Here is a 19,027-nt window from a genome sequence, read left to right as displayed (position 1 = left end):
CAGCGATGGGGACTTCGGCACCCCGAATGCGTCATCGAAATGGCCCGATTCCGGCCGGGCGGCATCACACCCCGCGCACACGTGTCGGCCGCCGCGTATCCATCCGGGGGTTCGCGAACTGCGGATGTTGGACGAGATGTACGGACAGAACACCGGGCGGACACCGTCCCGCCCGCCCCCGGCCGCCTAACGCATCCCCACGATCTCCACAATTGCCGCGAAGCGGGAAATCCCCTTGCGCGCGGCGATCACTCACTATCCGCACCAGCCGGATAACAGGCGCATTCCACAGAACTCACTACGTTCCCTGCTACCCGTTATAGGCACCGTCCACACGCACTACAGTGGCGTCTCCAGAGATTCATTGCCGTGCGTCATTTCTCGCGCCGGCACACGAAGGAGCATCGGGTGGAAACGAATCACAACTTCCTGCAGACGGGGGGTCAACCGGTCTCGGATCGGATGCGGGAGTTGCTCGCCCGTGCGGCGCAGGACCACGTCTATGAACAGCGCTCACAGGGTCAGGTCCTCGACGAGATTCGCCAGCGGCTGGAAGGAATGGAGTGGCTGCTCCGCGAGGTCCGCGAGCGGGAGCTCAGCGGGCTGACCGGGCAGCTCGACACCGTCCGCGGGCAGGTCGACGAGCTGGCCGGCAAACCTCCGGAATGGGCCGAGGGGCTGGCCGAGCACATCGAGGCGTTCGGCGACCGGGTCAAGCCCGTCGCCGAGCTGCCCGCGCTGTGGGCCGACGTCGGCGTCGTCGCCGAGAACGTCGACGAGGGCCTGACCCGCATCCAGGCCGTCCTCGACTCCGCGCAGCACATCACCGACGCCACGCAGCAGGCGTCGCAGCGCATGGACGAGATGACGAAGCGGCTGGACAAGCTCCAGGGCAGCATGGAGGCCGCGTCCGTCCGCTTCAACCGGCTCGACAAGTCGCTGGCGGAACTCGGCCACCGGTCCGAGCGGCTCGAACATTCGATCAACGGCGTCACGGCGCGGGTCGACCAGGCGCTCAGCGAGATGGCCGAGCGGATGGAGCAGGGGCTTGAGGCGGTCGGCGGCCGGGTCGAGGGCGTCGGCGGGCGGCTCGACGGGCTGGACGGGCGGCTCGACGGCGTCGACGGCCGGCTCGAAGGGCTGTCCGGCAAGATGGACGGCCTCGACGGCCGGTTCGAGGGCATCGACGGCCGCATCGACGGGGTCGGCGAGCGGATCAGCCGGCTGCCCGCCACGCTTGAGATCGCCGAGCTGCACCGGCTGCTGAACGAGATCGCGCAGCGTCCGGCGGCCGAGTACGGCGACCGGTTCGACGCGCTGGAGAAGCACCTCGCCGACGCGGTCGACCCGCTGATCGAGGAGCTGCGCGCCCGGCCGGACCGCGACGAGGTCAAGGCGACCATGTCGCAGATCGCCGAGACGGCCTACAGCGATGTCGCCAAGCGCATGGACGAGTTCTCCCAGCGGTTCGAGGACGTGCACGACGACGTCCGCAAACGCATCGAGGGCATCCACGAGGAGGTCGCCAAGCGGGTCGACGGCGCGCTGGAGGAGTTCACCACGCAGGTCGACATCGTCTCCCGCCGCATCGAGTCGGTGCACACCGACGTCACCAAGCAGGTCGAGTCCGTCCACCACGACGTGTCACGGCAGGTCAGCGGCGTCCACGACGACTTCGGCAAGCGGATCGGCGACATCCACACCGACGTCACGCGGCAGGTCGGCAGCATCCACGAGGACGTCGCCAAGCAGGTCGGCAACATGCAGGAGGACGTCGCGAGGCAGGTGGGCGGCGTCCACGACGAGTTCGCGCGGCGCGTGGAGGGCATGCAGGACGAGGCGGGACGGCGCGCCGAGGCCGCGGCGGCCGAGTTCGCCAAGCGTTTCTCCCACGTCGAGGACGAGGTCGGCCGCAAGGTCGACGGCGTCCACGACGATGTCTCCAAGCAGGTCAACGCGGTGCACGAGGACGTGCTGAAGCGGCTGTCCACGCTTGAGGAGACGATGCTCGCCCTCGCCGAGGCGCTGCTGCGCCCCCGCCGCGAGAGCAAGGACTGACCGGCGGCCGCCGGGCGGGGCCACCGGGTGGGGCCGCCGCCCGGCGGGCCCCACCCGGGCCCCACGCGGGCCCCACCCGGTTCCCACCCGGTTCCCATCCGGCGGCATCTTGATACCCAACGGAATCCGCGAGGTTTGTCCGGCAAACTACCGTGACGACCGAAGGTGCTCCATCAATACACCCCGATGACGTGCTTCTTGTTACGTTGCGTCTTCACAAAATCACTCCCCATACCCTTCGGAATCCGTTTTCATGGATCAGGTGACCCACACACCGGCTCCCTGCCTCACGACCGGCGCCCCACCCGGCGACGCCACCCTGCGCTGGGTCGAAGAGTGCCTCGGCAAGGGCGCCGAAGTCCGCATGGTGCGGCCGCTCCCCGGCGGCGGCGCCCACGCCAACCACGCCCTGCTCGTCGAAAGCCGCTCCGGCAGCCCCCACCGCCTCGTCCTGCGCCGCTGGACGCCCCGCGGCCCGGCCCGCGCACGCCGCCGCTACAGCGCCACCGAGTTCTCCCCCGAACGTGAGATCGCCGCGCTCGCCCTCCTCGCCGGCTGCGAGATCCCCACTCCGGCCCTCGTCGCCGCCGACCCCGCCGGCGCCTACTGCGACGTCCCGGCCCTGCTCATCACCCGGCTCACCGGCCACCCGCCGCGCCCCTCCCCCGACGACCTGCCCGAATACCTCATCCAGCTGGCCGCCGCGCTGCTGCCCGTGCACGCCCTGAACGGCGCGTCCACCATGCCCCCGTACGTTCCCCACAACCGGCTCGACGTCCGGCTCACGCCCAAGCACGCCCTGCGCCCCGACCTGTGGGAACGCGCCCACGACGTCGCCGCGCGCCCCGCCCCCGAGGCGCCCGTCCGCTTCATCCACCGCGACTACCACGCCGACAACACGCTCTGGTCCTACGGCAAGCTCACCGGCGTCGTCGACTGGTCCGAAACCTCGTCCGGCCCCGTCGCCGTCGATATCGCCCGCATGCGCCGCGGCCTGGCCCTCCGCTACGGCCCCCCGGTCGCCGATCGCTTCCTGTCCACCTTCGACCAGGTCTGCGGCGGCTACCCACACGACCCCTACTGGGACGTCCGCGCCCTCCTGGACCTCCTCCCCGAAGACGACGGCCGCGTCCTGGACGAAGCCGAAGTCCCCCTCTACGAGGACTACCTCGCCCAACTCCTCGCCCAGTGCTAGAGAGCGCGGGGCCAGAGGGTTGCCGGTTCAAAGGGGTGCGGGGTCAGAGGGTTATCGACTCTATGGGGAGGCTGGAGTCGGCGGGGAGCTGCAGGTCGGACGGGGCGGCGCCGGAGGTGACCAGTTCCGAGCCCAGGGCGGCGACCATCGCGCCGTTGTCGGTGCAGAGCTTCGGGCGCGGGACGCGCAGGCGGACGCCGGCGGCCTCGCAGCGCTCCGCCGCGAGGGCCCGCAGCCGCGAGTTGGCGGCGACGCCGCCGCCGATCAGGAGGTCGTGGACGCCGTTGTCCTTGCAGACCTTCAGCGCCTTCTGCGTCAGGACGTCCACGACGGCCTCCTGGAACGACGCCGCCACGTCCGAGACCGGCACCGGCTCCCCGGCGCGCTCCTTGGCCTCCACCCAGCGCGCCACGGCCGTCTTCAGGCCGGAGAACGAGAAGTCGTAGGTGCCGTCGTTGTACTTCCCGCGCGGGAACGCGATCGCGGCCGGGTCGCCGTCGCGGGCCATCCGGTCGATGATCGGGCCGCCGGGGAAGCCGAGGTCGAGGACGCGCGCGACCTTGTCGAACGCCTCGCCCGCCGCGTCGTCCACCGTGCTGCCGAGCGACCGGACGTCGCCCGCCACGTCCGGCACCAGCAGCAGCGACGAATGGCCGCCGGACACCAGCAGCGCCACGCACGGCTTCGGCAGCGGGCCGTGTTCGAGCTGGTCGACGCACACGTGCGCGGCCAGATGGTTGACGCCGTACAGCGGCTTGCCGAGCGACAGCGCGTACGCCTTGGCGGCGGCGACGCCGACCATCAGCGCGCCCGGCAGGCCCGGGCCCGCCGTCACCGCGAACGCGTCCACATCGGTGAACGCGACCCCGGCGTCCGCGAGCGCCCGCTCCACGGTCGGCGTCATCGCCTCCAGGTGCGCGCGCGACGCGACCTCCGGCACGACGCCGCCGAACCGGGCGTGCTGGTCGACGCTGGAGGCGATGGCGTCCGCCAGCAGCGTGTGGCCCCGCACGATTCCCACGCCGGTCTCGTCGCACGACGTCTCGATGCCGAGGACCAGCGGCTCATCCCGAATCACTTGCTCTCCCTGTTGAAGCCCACGGCCGGACGGGTGCGGAGCTTGCGGCACATGACGATCGCGTCCACATCCGAGGGCTGGTAGTAGCGCTTGCGGACACCGACCTTGTCGAAGCCGAACCGCTCGTAGAGACGGCGGGCCCCTTCGTTGTCGGCCCGGACCTCCAGGAACACCGACTCGCTGTTGCGGCGGACGGCCTCGTCCAGCAGCTCGGTGAGCAGCGCGGCCCCGATGCCGCTCCTGCGCCGGTCGGCGCGGACCCCGATGGTCTGCACGTCGGCCTGCCCACCTGCCGCGGCCAGGCCCGCGTAGCCGACGATGTCGCCGCCGGACGCCTCCGCGACGACGTAGTGCCGCGTCCGGGGCTGGTCGGCGAGCTCGGCGTTGAGCATCTCCTCGCTCCACGCGTCCTCGGGGAACAGCGACTTCTCCAGCAGGTGGACGGCCGGCAGATCCGCGCCGGTCATCGCCCGCAGGAAGACCCCGCTCACGCCCGCGTCACCCTCTTGCGGGGCCCCGGCGCCTTGGCGTCCGGCCTGCGCAGGTAGAGGGGCTCGGGCGGCAGGAGCTCCGGTCCCTTCATCCCCGCCAGGCGCGCGACGGCGAGGTCCGCGAGAGCACCGGCGGTGGGCAGCAGCGGCTCATGCGGTGAATCGCCGAAGACGTCCGGGTAAAGGGCCGCGCCCTCACCGACGACGGGCAGCGCAGGGGACGCCGCGTCCAGCACGTCGGACGGCGGTCCCACGGCAGGCCCGGTGGCGCGCGCGCTGCACGAGTCGTACCGCGCCCAGTAGACCTCGTTGCGGCGGGCGTCCGTGGCCACGGCGAACGGCTCGACCCGCCCGGTGGCCCACGCGATGATGTCCAGCGTGCAGAAGCCGTGCACCGGGATGCTGAGCGCCTCCCCCATGGAGCGGGCGGTGACAAGCCCGACCCGCAGCCCCGTGTAAGGGCCCGGCCCGACGCCGACGGCGATCGCGCTCAGGTCGCCCGCCGCCGCCCCGGCATCCGCCATCACCCCGGCGATGGACGGGGTGAGCAGCTCGGTGTGTCTGCGCCGGTCGACCGCTTCGGCCACGCCGCGGGGGACGGCGCCCTCACCCGGCATCCACTCGTACAGCGCCACGGTGATCGCGGCGGTCGCGGTATCGAAAGCCAAGACCAGCACGGGTTGTAAGCCTACAGGTCAGAGCTCGCCAGGGAACCGCCCCCGGCCGGAGGGTCGCCTCCGACGGATCAAGACTGGTTGAGGGCCTGGATCACGGCCCTGGCCACCTCGGTGGCACCGTTGGTGGCGTCGTCCGAGGAGAGCGGGTCGCCGTCGTTGGAGCCGGAGTAGTGGATGGTGATGAGGACGTTGCCCAGGCGGACGTTGCCGATCGCCTCGCCGGACCCCTGCCCGTCGTCGACGCTGTAAACGACGTAGCCGTCGTCGCCGACGTCGTCGAGGCGGATCTTCTCGGTGAGTTCCTGGCCGGGCAGGAGTGCCTTGCCGGACTCGTCTGCGGCGCGTTCGGAGCTGAACGTGGCGCCGGCGGTGTCGGTGGCCGTCTGGCCGCCCTCGGCGGCGATCGCGCGGAGTTCGACGGTGAGCTGGCGCTTTTCGTCGCCCGCGTAGGCACCCCAGACGCACTGGTTCTGCCGGTCGCTGCTCTGGTAGTTGTCGGCCTCGTTGCGCTCGGAGTTGGGCGCCAGCCTGTCGATGAGGGCCTGGCCGACGATCGTGCAGGAGTCGGGGACGGCGGAGCGCTCGCCCTTGGACATCGGCGAGCTCTCGGTGGCGCCGCTTCCGACGACCTGGCCGCCGTCGTCCTCGCCGCTCGCGCCGACGCCGCTCAGGACGACGAACGCGGCGAGGACGCAGACGGCGATGGCGGCACCGACGCCGCCGAAGACGACCGCCCAGCGCCTGCCGGTGCGGCGTTCGCGCACGACGCGGTGGCTGCCGGTCCGGTATCCGCCGCTGGCGGACCGGTAGGAGCCGCTGCCCATCCGGTATCCGCCCGTGTCGCTGCGGAATCCACCGGTGTCGCTGCGGTATCCGCCGGTGTCACGGCCGTACTGGCCGCTCCCGGTCTGGTACGGGCCGGTCTCCCTCTGGTAGAGGCCGCTACCCGATTGTCCGGAGCCATAGCCGCCGCCGGACTCGTATCCGCCGGACTCGTAGCCGCCCGACTGATACGGACCGGACTGGTACGCGCCGGACTGATACCCGCCCGACTGGTACCCGCCGGACTCGTATCCGCCGGACTCGTATCCGCCGGACTCGTATCCGCCGGTTCCCGAGGTACGGCGGGACTCCTGGCCCGGGTACGGCGCGTACTCGTCGCCGCCGCCCGCGCCGTATACACCGCCGTCCTGCCGGTAACCGTCGCCCTGGCCACCGTCCGAACCGCGGTAGCTGTCGCGGTGACTACCGCTGCGATGGCTACCACTCACCGGATCCCACTCCTGCTTGCGGAAATCGATATGTCGTGAAGGTGAGGCTCGTTCCGGCAAAGAGTACGACATGCAGCCGTAAAGTGGACCATCCCAACTTGCAAAAAGCGAAGAAGTTGTCCGGACCCTGTCATCTGGCGCCGAGTTCCAGGTCGGACCAGCGATGACCGACCCCGACGATCCTTACTTCGCGCTCCTCGCCGAGCCCGTCCCCACGCGAAATGATCACTTCCAGCCGGTCCTCGGCGAGCCCCTCCGCGAGCCCTTCTCCCCATTCCACGATCGTCACCGATTCGTCAAGGGACGCATCGAGATCGAGGTCGTCCAGCTCGGCGAAACCGCCCAGCCGGTAGGCGTCCACGTGCACCAGCGGCGGCCCGCCGGCCAGCGAGGGATGCACCCGCGCGATCACGAACGTGGGCGAGGTGACCGGCCCCCGCACCTTCAGGCCCTCGCCGACGCCCTGCGTCAGCGTCGTCTTGCCCGCGCCCAGGTGGCCCGTCATCACGAGCAGGTCACCGGGACCGAGCACGCCGGCCAGGCGTACGCCCAGCTCACGCATGTCCTCGGCCGTGGGAACAGTGAGCGAGATCACATTCACGCGGTGCGCTCCTTCTCATACCTCGGCCGGACCCGCTCGATCAGCCGGCGCAGGCCGCCGGTGACCACCCCGGGGTACTCCAGCGGCAGCACATGCCCGGCCTCCTCCACCTCCACCAGCTCCGCGTCCGGCAGCGCGTCGGCGATGCGGCGGGCGTGCTCGGCGGGGGTCAGCCTGTCCGCCCCGCCGGACAGCACCAGCGTCGGGACGTTGCCGAGGACCCCGAGGCAGGCGACCTTGTCGTGCGCCATCAGCTCCGGGTAGAACTCGGCGATCACATCGATCGGCGTCGCCCTGATCATCTGTTCCAGGAAGTCGACCACGGTCGGGCTCACGTGCTTGTCCGCGAACGCCATCTTCCGCGTGACGACGAACGCCAGGTCGGCGCCCAGCCCGCGGGCCCGCTCCACCAGCTCGGCGCGGCGGCCGAGGCCGCGCAGCGTCCGGGGTGCCAGCGGCCGGACGACCTTGGCCAGCACCAGCGGCAGCCCCAGCGTCATCTCCGCAAGGTCACCGCAGGACGTGTTGATCAGCGCGACCCCGACGACCTGCCGGTCGAACAGCTCGGGATGCCGGTCCGCCAACGCCATGATCGACATTCCGCCCATGGAGTGCCCGACGAGGACGACGGGCCGGTCCGGGCGGACCGTGGCCTTCAGCACGTCGTACAGGTCGTCGCCGGTCTGCTCGATCGTCGCGTGCGTGGGGTCACTGCGTCCCGAACGGCCGTGGCTGCGCTGGTCCCAGAACACCATCCGCAGAGATCCCTGCAGGTCACGACGCTGGTAGTGCCAGGAATCCTGGTTGAGGGTGTATCCGTGGCAGAACACGACGGTGAGGTCGGCGTCGTCCGGGCCGTCCACCTCGACGTGCAGCGGGAGGCCGTCGCGGGCCTGGACGGTCAGCTCCCGGCCGCGCAGCTCGCCGAACGGCTCGTCGGCGTCCGGGTCGGGCCGCAGCCGTACCCGGCCGACGACGACGTGCCGCACGCCGACGGCCGCGCCGACCCCGGCGCCCGCGACGGCACCGGCGACGCCGAGCCTCCGCCTGTTCCTGCTGTCCATACACGCGCCCCCTACAGCGCCCCTCCCGGGTACGCCCTCGGTACCCGGGACCCGATGCGGGTGACGATCTCATAGGAGATCGTTCCCAGTGCGTCCGCCCACTCCTGCGCGGTCGGCTCACCACGGTCGCCCGGCCCGAACAGGACGATCTCGTCGCCCGCCGACAGCGGGTCGTCCCCGACGTCGATGACGAACTGGTCCATGCAGACCCGCCCGGCGATCGTCCGGCGGCGGCCGCCCGCGAGCACCTGCAGCAGGTTGGACCCGTGCCTGGGGATCCCGTCCCCGTACCCGGCGGGCACCACGGCCAGGGTCGTGTCCCGTCCGGTGTGGTACGTGTGACCGTATGACACTCCGCTGCCTGCCGGAACCCGCTTGACCAGCGCCGCGTCCGCCACGAGCGTCATCGCGGGACGCAGCCCGAACGTGCCGATCGACGGCACCGGCGTCAGCCCGTAGGTGGCGATGCCCGGCCGGACGAGGTCGAACCGCGCCTCGGGCGACGTCAGCGTGGCCGCCGAGTTCGACAGATGCCGCACCTCGAACCGCGCCCCCGCCTTCTCCGCGTACTCGACCATGTCGGTGAACGCGCCGATCTGCGCCGCCACCGACGGGTGGCCCGGTTCGTCCGCGCAGGCGAAGTGCGACATGACGCCGGCCACCCGCACCCGCCCCGCCGCCTCGGCCTTCAGCGCCGCGTCGACCAGCGCCTCCCAGTCCCCGCCCCGCGCCCCGCCGCGGGACATGCCCGTGTCGGCCTTGAGGTGGATCCGCGCCGGACGGTCCGCCCGCTCCGCGGCCAGGACGACCTCGTCCAGCAGCCACACCGCGCCCACGGTGAGGTCGACGTCCCTTGCGACGGCGTCCTCGTACGGCTCGCCGGGGACCCCGAGGCAGGTCAGCGTCCGGACGGTGATGCCCGCGTCCCGCAGCCGCAGCGCCTCGGCCAGCTTCGCGACACCCAGCCAGGAGGCACCGCCGGCGAGCGCCGCGCGGGCGGCCTCGACGAGCCCGTGCCCGTACGCCTCGGCCTTCACCATGGCCATGACCTCGGCGCCCCCCGCACGCTCGCGCAGCAGCCCGATGTTGTCGCCGATCGCGCCGAGATCGACGCGCGCCTCCGCCGGAACCCTCATAACCACAGTCTGCCGCCCCAACGGCCATGCCCGGAGCCTCATAGCCCAGCTCACGGCCATTCCGTCCCGACATTGAACGCTCCCCCGGCGCTCCCCTGTCCAATAGGACGCAAATGCCCGACCTGGGGTTCAAGCCCCGCCCCACAAGGCGCTCAAGCGCCCTCGCCGCCGGCAACCGTCAAGCGCACCAACATCAACCACTGCATCAGCCGTCAACGACCTCAATCGTCGCGATCGCGTCCGACGGCAGGTTTCAAGCGGAGCGAGAAACCTGATCGCGCAGCGAGCCGCCAAGGCGGGCCGCAGCGATGCAGCGATCGCACACAGAGCCCGCCGAAGGAGGGCCCCCAGGCCGGGGGCCGACTACACGACCGCCAAGGGAACTGTCAATGAACACCCGCGCTGCGGCGGAATGCCTCGGGGAGGGCGTTGATCACGTCGTGGGCGCTGATGGGGGATTCGGGGCCGGCGGTGGGGGCGGCGGCGAGGCGGGCGGCGAGGCCGTGCAGGTAGGCGCCGGCGGCGGCCGCGTCGATGGCGGGCATTCCGCCGGCGAGGAGGGCGCCGATCAGGCCGGACAGGACGTCGCCCGTTCCTGCGGTGGCCAGGCACGGGGTGCCGGTCGGGTTGACGCGGACGGGACGGTCCTGCTCGGCGACCAGGGTCGTGGAGCCCTTGAGCAGGACGGTGGCGGAGAGTTCGGCGGCGGCGCGGCGGACGTGTTCGAGGCGCCGGGCCTCGATGTCCTCGCGGTCGGCGGAGATGAGGCGGGACAGCTCACCGGCGTGGGGGGTGAGGACGGTCGGCGCGGCGCGGCGCAGCAGGTCGCGGCGGCGGGACAGGACGGTGAGGCCGTCGGCGTCCACGAGGGCGGGCAGCTCGGTGGTGAGGACGGCCTCCAGGAGCGACTCGCCGGCGTCTCCGGTGCCGAGGCCCGGGCCGACGACCCACGCCTGGACGCGGCCGACGCGTTCGAGGGTCGCGGGGCCCTGGGGGCCCGGCTCGATGACCGTGGTGACGGCCTCGGGCCAGCGGTGCCGGACGAGTTCGACGGGGTGGGAGACGGAGGCGAAGCGCACCATGCCGGCGCCGCCGCGGACGGCGCCGCCCGTGGTGAGAACGGCGGCGCCGGTGAACGCGTCGCCGCCGGCGAGGACGCCGACGACGCCGCGGCGGTACTTGTCGGACTCGGAGCCGGGCTCGGGCGGCTGGACGTCCTCCGGTCGGGCGGCGACGGCGTCCGGGTCGGGCAGGTCGGGGCCGAGTCCGATGTCGACCAGTTCGACCACACCGCAGTGGGACGCGCCCGGGTCGATCAGGAGGCCCGGCTTGTGCGTCCCGAACGTGACGGTGACGTCGGCGTGGACGGCGGTGCCGTCGACGCGGCCGGTGCTCGCGTCCACGCCGCTCGGGACGTCGCAGGCGACGACGAGGCCGGTGGACGCGGAGGCCAGCGCGGCGTACCGGGCGTGGGGTTCGCGGAGGCCGCCCGTCCCGCCGATGCCGGTCAGGCCGTCGATGATCAGGTCGGCGTCGTCGATGGCGGCGGCCTCGCCGCCCGGCAGTACGCGGCCGCCGGCGGCGCGCAGGGCCGCCAGGCCGCCAGGGTGGATCTTGGAGCCTGCCTGGACGACCAGGACGCGGGCGCCGCGCCGGGCGAGTCGGGCGCCGGCGTAGAGGGCGTCGCCGCCGTTGTCGCCGCCGCCGACGAGGAGGACGACGCGTGACCCGTACACGGCGGGCAGGAGCCGGGTGCAGACGGACGCGAGGCCGGCGGCGGCGCGCTGCATCAGGGCGCCGTCGGGGAGCCGGGCCATCAGGGCCTGCTCGGCCGCTCGCACCTTGGCGACCTCGTGCGCGTACCTCATCCGCGGCTCCCCAAGTCGATCACACACTTAGCGTGCCACGCTGAGGCTCTCCGCAATCACGCTTCCCTGCTTCCGCACTGGGGACACGTCCCCACGAGGGGCACTTTGTACCTTGCAGTGCAAGTTTCGGTGTCATGTGCGGGAAAGAATCATCGGCCGTAGAATCTTCCTCATCCGGTCCGATGTATTCGCACTGCGGCACTCCGGTGCGGCAGAATGCGCCCAGATCAGTCCGCCGGGACTGGAGAGGCCCGATCAATGAGCACTTCCCGAGGTCCCTCCGTCCGGCAACGGCGGCTGGCGGCCGAACTTCGGAGACTGCGCGAGCGGAAGGGGCTCACGGGAGACGAGGTCGCCGATCGGCTGACCTGGTCGACCGCCAAGGTCAGTCGGATCGAGAACGCGCGGACCGGCGCGAAGATCAGCGACGTGCGACGTCTCCTCGACCTGTACGAGATCGACGATGCCCGCCGCGAGGACCTCATCTCCCTGGCGCACGACGCCGCCCAACGGGGATGGTGGGAGGAATACCGCGACCTGCCGAGCGAACTCGCCGACTTCATCGCGCTGGAGTCCGAGGCCACGGCCGTCAGGGAATGGGGCAGCACCGTCTTCCCGGGGCTGCTGCAGACCGAGAGTTACGCGCGGCATGTGATCGGCGGCTGGAGCGACCTCGCCACCCTGCCGCCACAGGAACTGGAACGCCGGCTGGACGTGCGAATGCGACGGCGGGAGCTGTTGCAGCGGGCCCATCCGCTGGAACTGTCGGTGGTTCTCGACGAGGCGGTTCTCAAGCGCCGGATCGGGGACCAGAAGGTCATGCGCGAGCAGCTTGAACATCTGTGCCGGATGACCGAGCTTCCGCACGTGACGGTGCAGATCCTGCCTTTGGGCGTCGCACACTCGGTGTTGGCTGAGTCGTTTATCCTTCTGGAATTCTCACCGGTGCATGACATCGTTTTCCCTGATATCGTGCACACCGAATCCCTGACAATCAGCCACTTCGCGGATGAGACTGTTACGTATATGTACAGGCTCGCCTATACAAGCCTGGCCGCCCAGGCCTTGGACGCCACCGAATCACGGCGGCGCATCACCGAGGCCAGAGACGCCTGGTGAAGGCCCGCAAAGGGGCTCAATCCTTGTGAAAGGCACCGAGTGTCCCCTTTCGCCACTCCTGCTCCGCAATGGAGGAGAAGCGCCCACTGCGGGGCGAGTAACACGTGCGTCGAAGTCGCCACACTGGACGGTTCGTCCGATTCCATTGGGGCGCGCGACGCCAAGCACGGTACGCAGAGCCCGGTTCTGTCATTCTCCCAGGGAGAGTGGCGGGAGTTCGTCGGACGAGCCAAGAAGGGCGAATTCGATTTGCGCCGATGAGACGCGGCCGGAGCCCGGCCGCCGCCCCGTGAGGGCACGGTAGGGCGCCGCGGTGGACGAGCCGGGTCCACGCCGGACTCGGCTCGTTGCCCCCCCAGCCGAAACTCTGCCTCTACCTCGTCACTCCTGTCACCCGCGCACCGTCCTGACCGCAGGTGATCAGGAGTTTTTTGCGATCTTGTTACCTTGTGTCTGGCACCGGCAGCGCCGCCGCGGGGCAATGCAACTTTCAAGGCAGGAGCCGGCATGAGTTTGTTCCATGGGACACCGCCCGCCCGATGGAGAAGGAGCTCCCGATGCGCCAGCAACGGATGCGTCGAGGTCGCACGAGTGGACGACGAGGCGATATCCGTGCGGGACACCGAGGACATCGCGACACGCCTCGCGTTCCGCCTCGATGAATGGCGCAGGTTCACCGAGCACATCAGGGCGGGCCGTTTCGACCGCCCCTGAAAGAGTCCGTGCAAGTTTCACTCCGACTGAGAATCTCATTCAGTCGGAGAATCGCGTTCAGTGCCGATAATGCGTTCCACCTCGGCTCACGCTGAACGTTTTCACGCCCGGACGTGGTGGTGCCGGACGAATTATCCCCCGTGATCACACCGGCTCGCTTTTCAGGCCACGCGGACGCCCTTCGGTATCCGGTGAAGGGGCGTCCGCAACCGGGCGGAGGTGACCCAGACCGCACCCACCGCGAGAGCCAGATCAAAGGCCAGCCCATACGGCCAAACGGCGCTCGCCCGGTCCTCGTCGGACCGTTCGTAGCCGTCCCCCACACGGACCTTGCGCACCTCGCGGCTGATCCCACCGAGCGGGTCGGACGACGGAGACCGCGTGTACACCACGTCCCCGACGATGTACCTGCGCTCGGGCAGCCTCGGCGCGGCGTCCGCGAGCACGACGACCGGGTTCGGGGCCAGCAGCCACCAGAACTCGTCGGTGTGGGTGGTCGTCTCCCCGGGGCCGACGTACACGTCGGTTTCCTGGGTGGTGAGCGCATCCGCGATGACGAACAGCAGCGGCGGGCCCACGAGCAGCCCGAACAGCGTCAGGTACGACATGAGCACCGAGGTGATGCTGCGCGCCAGCACCGCGGACCACGCCTGCGACACCGCGCAGATCACCCCGATGAGCAGGGCGATGACCGCGAGGACGACCAGGGCCCGTCCCGGGGCGACCGCGCCCTCGGCCACCGGCCACAGCACGCACGGAAGCGTCAGCAGCAGCGTGACCACGCCCGTCCCCCAGGCCGCGGCCAGCTTGCCGAGCGCGATCTCGGCCGGTGTGAGCCGGGTGACCTGCAGCGCGGCGAGCGTCCCGCGCTCCCGGTCACCGTTGATCGACTGGCCGCTGAGCGCAGGGGTGACCAGCAGCGTCAGCACCAGCACCCCGAGCAGGACACCGCCGAACATCGGGACGCCGGGCCCGCCGAACCCCGCGGAGGCGTCCGCCTCGATGGCCAGCCGCAGCAGCACCCCGAGCCCGTTGACGATCACGAACCAGACGGCGAGCAGCGTCTTCCAGCGGCCCGTCCGCAGCCGGGTCCTGATCTCCTGCCGTGCCACCAGGCCGATTCCGCGCGCGGTCATGGCGGTTCACCTCCGGTCGCCGGTCATCGCCAGGTAGGCCGATTCGAGTGCGCTGCCCGCGGGGGCGAGGCCGGTGACGGGCACGTCCGCGGCGACCAGCTCGGCCAGCAGCCCGGCGGCCTCGGTCTCGGTGAGCGGGCCGACCTCGGCGCCGCCCGGAAGGTCGGTGACGGGTTCGAGGCCCGTCCGCCCATCGAGCGCCCGGGTCAGAGCCTCGGCGAGCAGGGCCGGGGCCGGCGAGCGGATCCGCCAGCGGACCTGCGTCGCCGTGGCCGCGAGATCCGCCATCGCATGGTCCCCGGCCGTCTGCCCGTGGTCGACGAGGACGACCCGGTCGGCGATCTCCTCCAGCTCGCTGAGGATGTGACTCGACACCAGCACCGCGACCCCGTCCGCCGCCAGCGACCGCAGCAGATCGCGCAACTCGATGCGCGAGCGCGGGTCGAGGCCGGACGCGGGCTCGTCCAGCAGCAGGACACGGGGACGGTGCACGAGGGCGCGCGCCAGCCCGAGCCGCTGCTTCTGCCCGCGGGACAGGGCGTGGACGGGCTGCCCGAGGCGATCGTCCAGGTGGACGAGGCTGAGCAGCGCCCTGAGCCGCCGGGGACGCTCCGCCTTCGGCAGCCCGTAGGCGTCGGCGAAGAACGCCAGATACTCGTCCACGGTGAGCTGGTCGTACACGCCGAACGTGTCCGGCATCCAGCCGAGCGCGTCCCGGGCCTTGCCCGGCTCGGTCAGCGCGTCACGCCCCGCGATCCGCACCATGCCCGAGTCGGGCGCCAGCAGCGTCGCGAGAATGAGCAGAAGCGTCGTCTTGCCCGCGCCGTTCGGCCCGACCAGCGCCGTGACCCGCCCGTACGGGACGGTGATGTCGAGGCCGCGCAGAGCCTGCACGGACCCGAAGCTCCGCGCCACCCCGCGCGCCTCGATCCCGAGGTCGCCGTGTCCTGACACCCGTCACCTCCCGGACGCGGGCCGGTCCCGATTTCCCTGGGACGCGACCCACCACCGAAGGGTTCCGGACCAATCCGGACAACACAGGCGAAGCCGGGGGGTTACTCGACCGTTACGGACTTGGCGAGGTTGCGGGGCTGGTCGACGTCGTGGCCCTTCGCGGTGGCCAGTTCGCACGCGAACACCTGCAGCGGGACGGTCGTGACCAGCGGCTGGAGCAGCGTCGGGACGGCGGGGACGCCGATCAGCGTGTCGGCGTACGGTATGACCGACTCGTCCCCCTCCTCCGCGATCACGATGGTGCGGGCGCCCCGGGCCCGGATCTCCTGGATGTTCGACACGATCTTGTCGTGCAGGACCTCCCGTGCCCGCGGCGGCACGACGACCACGACCGGCAGGCCCTCCTCGATGAGCGCGATCGGGCCGTGCTTCAGTTCCCCGGCGGCGAAGCCCTCGGCGTGCATGTACGCGAGTTCCTTGAGTTTGAGCGCGCCTTCGAGGGCGACCGGGAAGCCCACGTGCCGGCCGAGGAACAGCACGCAGTGCTCCTCCGACAGCGACCGGGCCAGCTCGCGGACCGGCCCCATCGTCTCCAGGACCTTCTCCACCTTCTCCGGCATCCGCTCAAGGAGCTGCACCATGGCGAACACCTCGTCCCCCCACTTGGTGCCGCGCACCTGCGCGATGTAGAGCGCGATGAGGTAGACGGCGACGAGCTGGGTGAGGAACGCCTTCGTGGACGCGACCGCGATCTCCGGCCCGGCGTGCGTGTACAGGACGCCGTCGCATTCGCGCGGCAGCGTCGAGCCGTTGACGTTGCAGATGCCGAGGAGCTTGGCCTTCTGCTCCCGGGCGTGCCTGACCGCCATCAGCGCGTCCATCGTCTCCCCCGACTGGGAGATCGCGATGACCAGCGTCGTCGGGGACAGGATCGGGTCGCGGTAGCGGAACTCGCTGGCGAGCTCCACCTCGCAGGGCAGCCCCGCCCAGTGCTCGATCGCGTACTTGGCGATCAGCCCGGCATGGTAGGACGTCCCGCATGCCACAATGATGATCTTGTCGACCTCGCGCAGCTCCCGGTCGGGGATGCGCATCTCGTCCAGGTGGAGCCGGCCGTCGGTGCCGATCCGGCCGAGCAGCGTGTCCGCGACGGCCCGCGGCTGCTCGGCGATCTCCTTGAGCATGAAGTAGTCGTAGCCGCCCTTTTCCGCGGCCGACACGTCCCAGTCGACGTGGTACTCCTTCACCTCGGCGGGACGCCCGTCGAAGTCGGTGACGGTGACCCCGCCGGCGCGCAGCTCGACGATCTGGTCCTGGCCCAGCTCGATCGCGTCCCGGGTGTGCGCGATGAACGCGGCGACGTCGCTGGCGAGGAAGTTCTCGCCGTCGCCGACCCCGACGACCAGCGGCGAGTTCCGGCGCGCGCCCACCACGAGGTCGGGGTCGCCGGTGTGCACCGCGACGAGCGTGAACGCGCCGTCCAGCCGGCGGCAGACGCGGCGCATCGCCTCCGTGAGGTCGCCGCCCGCCTTCAGCTCGTCCTCCAGCAGGTGCGCGACGGCCTCGGTGTCGGTGTCGGAGACGAGCCCGTGCCCGCTCTCCTGCAGCTCCGCCCGCAGCTCGGCGAAGTTCTCGATGATCCCGTTGTGGATCACCGCGACGGAGCCGGTGCAGTCGACGTGCGGGTGCGCGTTCCGGTCGTTCGGCGCGCCATGCGTCGCCCACCGCGTGTGCCCCATGCCGAGCGTCCCGGCGGGCGGCGGCTCCTCCTCCAGGGCGCCCCGGAGGTTCACCAGCTTGCCCGCGCGTTTGGCCGTCGCCAGTTTCCCGTCGGCCAGCACGGCCACCCCGGCCGAGTCGTAGCCGCGGTACTCGAGCCGCGCCAGCCCCTCCACGACCACGTCGAGCGCCGGCCGGTCGCCTACGTACCCCACGATTCCGCACATGGCGGCAACTCTATTCGGTGTCCTCGCCAGGACCTACCTGGAAGGGACGCGGAGCGGTGGCGTTAGCGTGGGCGATCAGTGAAAACCCGGTGACCGGAGAAGTGCCCGGTTACTGTTTCAGCCATGACGAGCGGATGGGACACCGTGCCGAGCCCCTACGTGGAACTCTCCCGTGACGCCTGGCGCGGCCTGCGCGAGAACACTCCGCTGCCGCTCACACCCGGTGAGCTGGAGGCGCTGCGCGGGCTCAAGGACCCGATCGACATCACCGAGGTCGAGGAGGTCTACCTGCCGCTGTCCCGGCTGCTCAACCTGTTCTTCCTGTCGGACGGGCGCCTGCGCGACACCGTCAGCGGCTTCCTCGGCGGCGAGGTGCAGCCCACGCCTTTCATCATCGGGGTCGCGGGCAGCGTCGCGGTCGGCAAGTCCACCACGTCCCGGCTGCTGCGCACGCTCCTCGCCCGCTGGCCCGAGCATCCGACGGTGGAGCTGGTCACCACCGACAGCTTCCTGTACCCGAACGCGATCCTCTCCGAGCGGGGGATCATGGACCGCAAGGGCTTCCCCGAGTCCTACGACCGCCGCTCCCTCGTCCGGTTCGTCTCCGCCATCAAGTCGGGCGCGGACGAGCACGCGATCCCGGTGTACTCGCATCTGGAGTACGACATCGTCCCGGGCGCGTCGCAGACCGTCCGGCGCCCCGACATCCTGATCGTCGAGGGGCTGAACGTCCTCCAGGCACCACCCGTCGGCACCCTGGGCGTGTCGGACTTCTTCGACTTCTCCATCTATGTCGATGCCCGCGTCGAGGACATCCGGCAGTGGTACATCGACCGGCTGTTCGCCCTGCGCCGCACCGCGTTCACCGACCCGCGCTCGTACTTCCACAAGTACGCGCACGAACTCGACGAGGACGAGACCGCCGCGTTCGCCCAGCGCGTCTGGCGGGACGTCAACGAGATCAACCTCGTCTCCAACATCCTGCCGACCCGCGCCCGCGCCACCCTCGTCCTGCACAAGGACAAGGACCACTCCGTCCAGCGCGTCCGCCTGCGCCGGATCTAGCGGCCCACCGGCCCAGTACCGCGGCGGCGGCTACCGGGCGTGCTTCCACGGGAGGACGGGCGTTCGGTGGTCGGCGTTGATCGAGTGCAGCGGGCACGGCTGCCGGGGTTCTCGCGGGCAGAGGACGAACGCCTCGGTGACGGTGGCGCGATATAGGCGATAGGGCGAGGGCGCGGTGACATCGACCGGCGCCACCCTGGTCGCCCCGCGTGTCACCGGACCGGGGTAGATCCCGATACCACGGTCGAGGTCGCGACCGGCGAGTTCTGCGGCCGTCGCCGAAAGGTAGACCGCACGGCCGTGGTAGGTCGGCACCTGCGAGTCGAAGATGACCATGCTCACCTGGGGACGCTGCGCGATGTTACGCGAGTGGGCGGCGTCGTGGGCGGACACCCAGTAGAACTCGGCGTAGTCGGCCGTCGCGAAGTACACGGGCGAGACCCACGGCCGGCCTTCGGCGTCGGCGGTGCCGAGCGTCAGGTACAGGTTGGCCTCGATGAGTGCGCGGGCATGCGCGTCAAGGTCGTCCACTGCGATCACGCGTCCTCGACGATGCCGGCGGCGCGGGTGCACGGCCGGGGGACTGGATGCTCATCGGGGTGCCTCCGGTGATCGATTGTGCGGCCGGCATCCACCCGGGCGGCGCATCGCGGC

At 71.0% G+C, this 19,027-nt stretch carries 18 protein-coding genes; 6 read left to right on the top strand and 12 right to left on the bottom strand.

Annotated elements, in window-relative coordinates:
• The first annotated feature begins 408 nt into the window (after positions 1-408).
• Both ACTWPP_RS15485 and ACTWPP_RS15480 read left to right on the top strand, forming a co-directional pair.
• A complete protein-coding gene (locus ACTWPP_RS15485; RefSeq protein WP_443104923.1) occupies positions 409-2,058 on the top strand; it encodes an apolipoprotein A1/A4/E domain-containing protein in 1,650 nt (549 codons plus the stop codon).
• Between the two features lie 253 nt (positions 2,059-2,311).
• On the top strand, positions 2,312-3,253 hold the full coding sequence (locus tag ACTWPP_RS15480) for a phosphotransferase family protein (RefSeq protein WP_443104922.1): 942 nt from the start codon (positions 2,312-2,314) through the stop codon (positions 3,251-3,253).
• Positions 3,254-3,296: 43 nt separating this feature from the next.
• On the opposite strand, the gene tsaD is transcribed toward ACTWPP_RS15480, so the two are convergent.
• The 8 genes from tsaD to ACTWPP_RS15440 form a co-directional block, all read right to left on the bottom strand.
• Entirely contained in the window at positions 3,297-4,328 is a 1,032-nt protein-coding gene (tsaD, locus tag ACTWPP_RS15475) for a tRNA (adenosine(37)-N6)-threonylcarbamoyltransferase complex transferase subunit TsaD (RefSeq protein WP_443105114.1), read from the bottom strand.
• A complete protein-coding gene (gene rimI, locus ACTWPP_RS15470; protein ID WP_443105113.1) occupies positions 4,328-4,798 on the bottom strand; it encodes a ribosomal protein S18-alanine N-acetyltransferase in 471 nt (156 codons plus the stop codon). The genes tsaD and rimI overlap by 1 nt, the downstream gene beginning before the upstream one ends.
• Before the next feature lie 20 nt (positions 4,799-4,818).
• Positions 4,819-5,499 carry a tRNA (adenosine(37)-N6)-threonylcarbamoyltransferase complex dimerization subunit type 1 TsaB gene (tsaB, locus tag ACTWPP_RS15465; protein ID WP_443104921.1) on the bottom strand — a complete coding sequence of 227 codons (681 nt, stop codon included), beginning with the start codon at positions 5,497-5,499 and terminating at the stop codon, positions 4,819-4,821.
• 68 nt (positions 5,500-5,567) lie between these two features.
• Entirely contained in the window at positions 5,568-6,770 is a 1,203-nt protein-coding gene (locus ACTWPP_RS15460) for a hypothetical protein (RefSeq protein WP_443104920.1), read from the bottom strand.
• Between the two features lie 130 nt (positions 6,771-6,900).
• A complete protein-coding gene (tsaE, locus tag ACTWPP_RS15455; RefSeq protein ID WP_443105112.1) occupies positions 6,901-7,362 on the bottom strand; it encodes a tRNA (adenosine(37)-N6)-threonylcarbamoyltransferase complex ATPase subunit type 1 TsaE in 462 nt (153 codons plus the stop codon).
• Positions 7,363-7,367: 5 nt separating this feature from the next.
• The gene (locus tag ACTWPP_RS15450; RefSeq protein WP_443104919.1) at positions 7,368-8,435 is read right to left on the bottom strand and encodes an alpha/beta fold hydrolase; all 1,068 of its coding nucleotides are present in this window, start codon (positions 8,433-8,435) and stop codon (positions 7,368-7,370) included.
• An 11-nt stretch (positions 8,436-8,446) separates the two neighbouring features.
• Positions 8,447-9,571: an alanine racemase gene (gene alr / locus ACTWPP_RS15445; protein WP_443104918.1), complete on the bottom strand. Its 1,125-nt coding sequence runs from the start codon at positions 9,569-9,571 to the stop codon at positions 8,447-8,449.
• 386 nt (positions 9,572-9,957) lie between these two features.
• Entirely contained in the window at positions 9,958-11,439 is a 1,482-nt protein-coding gene (locus ACTWPP_RS15440; RefSeq protein WP_443104917.1) for an NAD(P)H-hydrate dehydratase, read from the bottom strand.
• A gap of 258 nt (positions 11,440-11,697) precedes the next feature.
• Between ACTWPP_RS15440 and ACTWPP_RS15435 the strand changes: the two genes are divergently transcribed.
• The 3 genes from ACTWPP_RS15435 (at position 11,698) to ACTWPP_RS15425 (ending at position 13,272) form a co-directional block, all read left to right on the top strand.
• Positions 11,698-12,558: a helix-turn-helix domain-containing protein gene (locus ACTWPP_RS15435; protein WP_443104916.1), complete on the top strand. Its 861-nt coding sequence runs from the start codon at positions 11,698-11,700 to the stop codon at positions 12,556-12,558.
• A 39-nt stretch (positions 12,559-12,597) separates the two neighbouring features.
• Positions 12,598-12,819, top strand: coding sequence for a DUF397 domain-containing protein (locus tag ACTWPP_RS15430; protein WP_443104915.1), 222 nt, complete (start codon positions 12,598-12,600; stop codon positions 12,817-12,819).
• 246 nt (positions 12,820-13,065) lie between these two features.
• On the top strand, positions 13,066-13,272 hold the full coding sequence (locus ACTWPP_RS15425; RefSeq protein WP_443104914.1) for a DUF397 domain-containing protein: 207 nt from the start codon (positions 13,066-13,068) through the stop codon (positions 13,270-13,272).
• 161 nt (positions 13,273-13,433) lie between these two features.
• On the opposite strand, the gene ACTWPP_RS15420 is transcribed toward ACTWPP_RS15425, so the two are convergent.
• From ACTWPP_RS15420 to glmS, 3 genes are all read right to left on the bottom strand, one after another.
• Entirely contained in the window at positions 13,434-14,408 is a 975-nt protein-coding gene (locus ACTWPP_RS15420; RefSeq protein ID WP_443104913.1) for an ABC transporter permease, read from the bottom strand.
• 6 nt (positions 14,409-14,414) lie between these two features.
• Positions 14,415-15,362 (bottom strand): ABC transporter ATP-binding protein, encoded by a 948-nt coding sequence (locus tag ACTWPP_RS15415; RefSeq protein ID WP_443104912.1) that lies wholly within the window; start codon positions 15,360-15,362, stop codon positions 14,415-14,417.
• 101 nt (positions 15,363-15,463) lie between these two features.
• Positions 15,464-17,308, bottom strand: a complete 1,845-nt coding sequence (gene glmS, locus ACTWPP_RS15410; protein WP_443104911.1) for a glutamine--fructose-6-phosphate transaminase (isomerizing) — start codon at positions 17,306-17,308, stop codon at positions 15,464-15,466.
• 123 nt (positions 17,309-17,431) lie between these two features.
• Between glmS and coaA the strand changes: the two genes are divergently transcribed.
• A complete protein-coding gene (coaA, locus tag ACTWPP_RS15405; RefSeq protein ID WP_443104910.1) occupies positions 17,432-18,373 on the top strand; it encodes a type I pantothenate kinase in 942 nt (313 codons plus the stop codon).
• Between the two features lie 30 nt (positions 18,374-18,403).
• Here the strand turns inward: coaA and ACTWPP_RS15400 are convergent, their stop codons facing one another.
• A complete protein-coding gene (locus tag ACTWPP_RS15400; protein ID WP_443104909.1) occupies positions 18,404-18,904 on the bottom strand; it encodes a pyridoxamine 5'-phosphate oxidase family protein in 501 nt (166 codons plus the stop codon).
• Positions 18,905-19,027 lie beyond the last annotated feature (123 nt).

The organism is Actinomadura sp. 3N407 (genome assembly GCF_052245875.1).
Classification (GTDB): Bacteria; Actinomycetota; Actinomycetes; order Streptosporangiales; family Streptosporangiaceae; genus Spirillospora.
This window is presented reverse-complemented; position numbering and strand designations above follow the sequence as displayed.

Coding starts and splice junctions, on each gene's coding strand:
- ACTWPP_RS15480 (WP_443104922.1), top strand. CDS start 2,312: ATGGATCAGGTGACCCACACACCGGCTCCCTGCCTCACGACCGGCGCC.
- rimI (WP_443105113.1), bottom strand. CDS start 4,798: ATGACCGGCGCGGATCTGCCGGCCGTCCACCTGCTGGAGAAGTCGCTG.
- ACTWPP_RS15450 (WP_443104919.1), bottom strand. CDS start 8,435: ATGGACAGCAGGAACAGGCGGAGGCTCGGCGTCGCCGGTGCCGTCGCG.
- alr (WP_443104918.1), bottom strand. CDS start 9,571: ATGAGGGTTCCGGCGGAGGCGCGCGTCGATCTCGGCGCGATCGGCGAC.
- ACTWPP_RS15440 (WP_443104917.1), bottom strand. CDS start 11,439: ATGAGGTACGCGCACGAGGTCGCCAAGGTGCGAGCGGCCGAGCAGGCC.
- ACTWPP_RS15435 (WP_443104916.1), top strand. CDS start 11,698: ATGAGCACTTCCCGAGGTCCCTCCGTCCGGCAACGGCGGCTGGCGGCC.
- ACTWPP_RS15425 (WP_443104914.1), top strand. CDS start 13,066: ATGAGTTTGTTCCATGGGACACCGCCCGCCCGATGGAGAAGGAGCTCC.
- ACTWPP_RS15420 (WP_443104913.1), bottom strand. CDS start 14,408: ATGACCGCGCGCGGAATCGGCCTGGTGGCACGGCAGGAGATCAGGACC.
- glmS (WP_443104911.1), bottom strand. CDS start 17,308: ATGTGCGGAATCGTGGGGTACGTAGGCGACCGGCCGGCGCTCGACGTG.
- coaA (WP_443104910.1), top strand. CDS start 17,432: ATGACGAGCGGATGGGACACCGTGCCGAGCCCCTACGTGGAACTCTCC.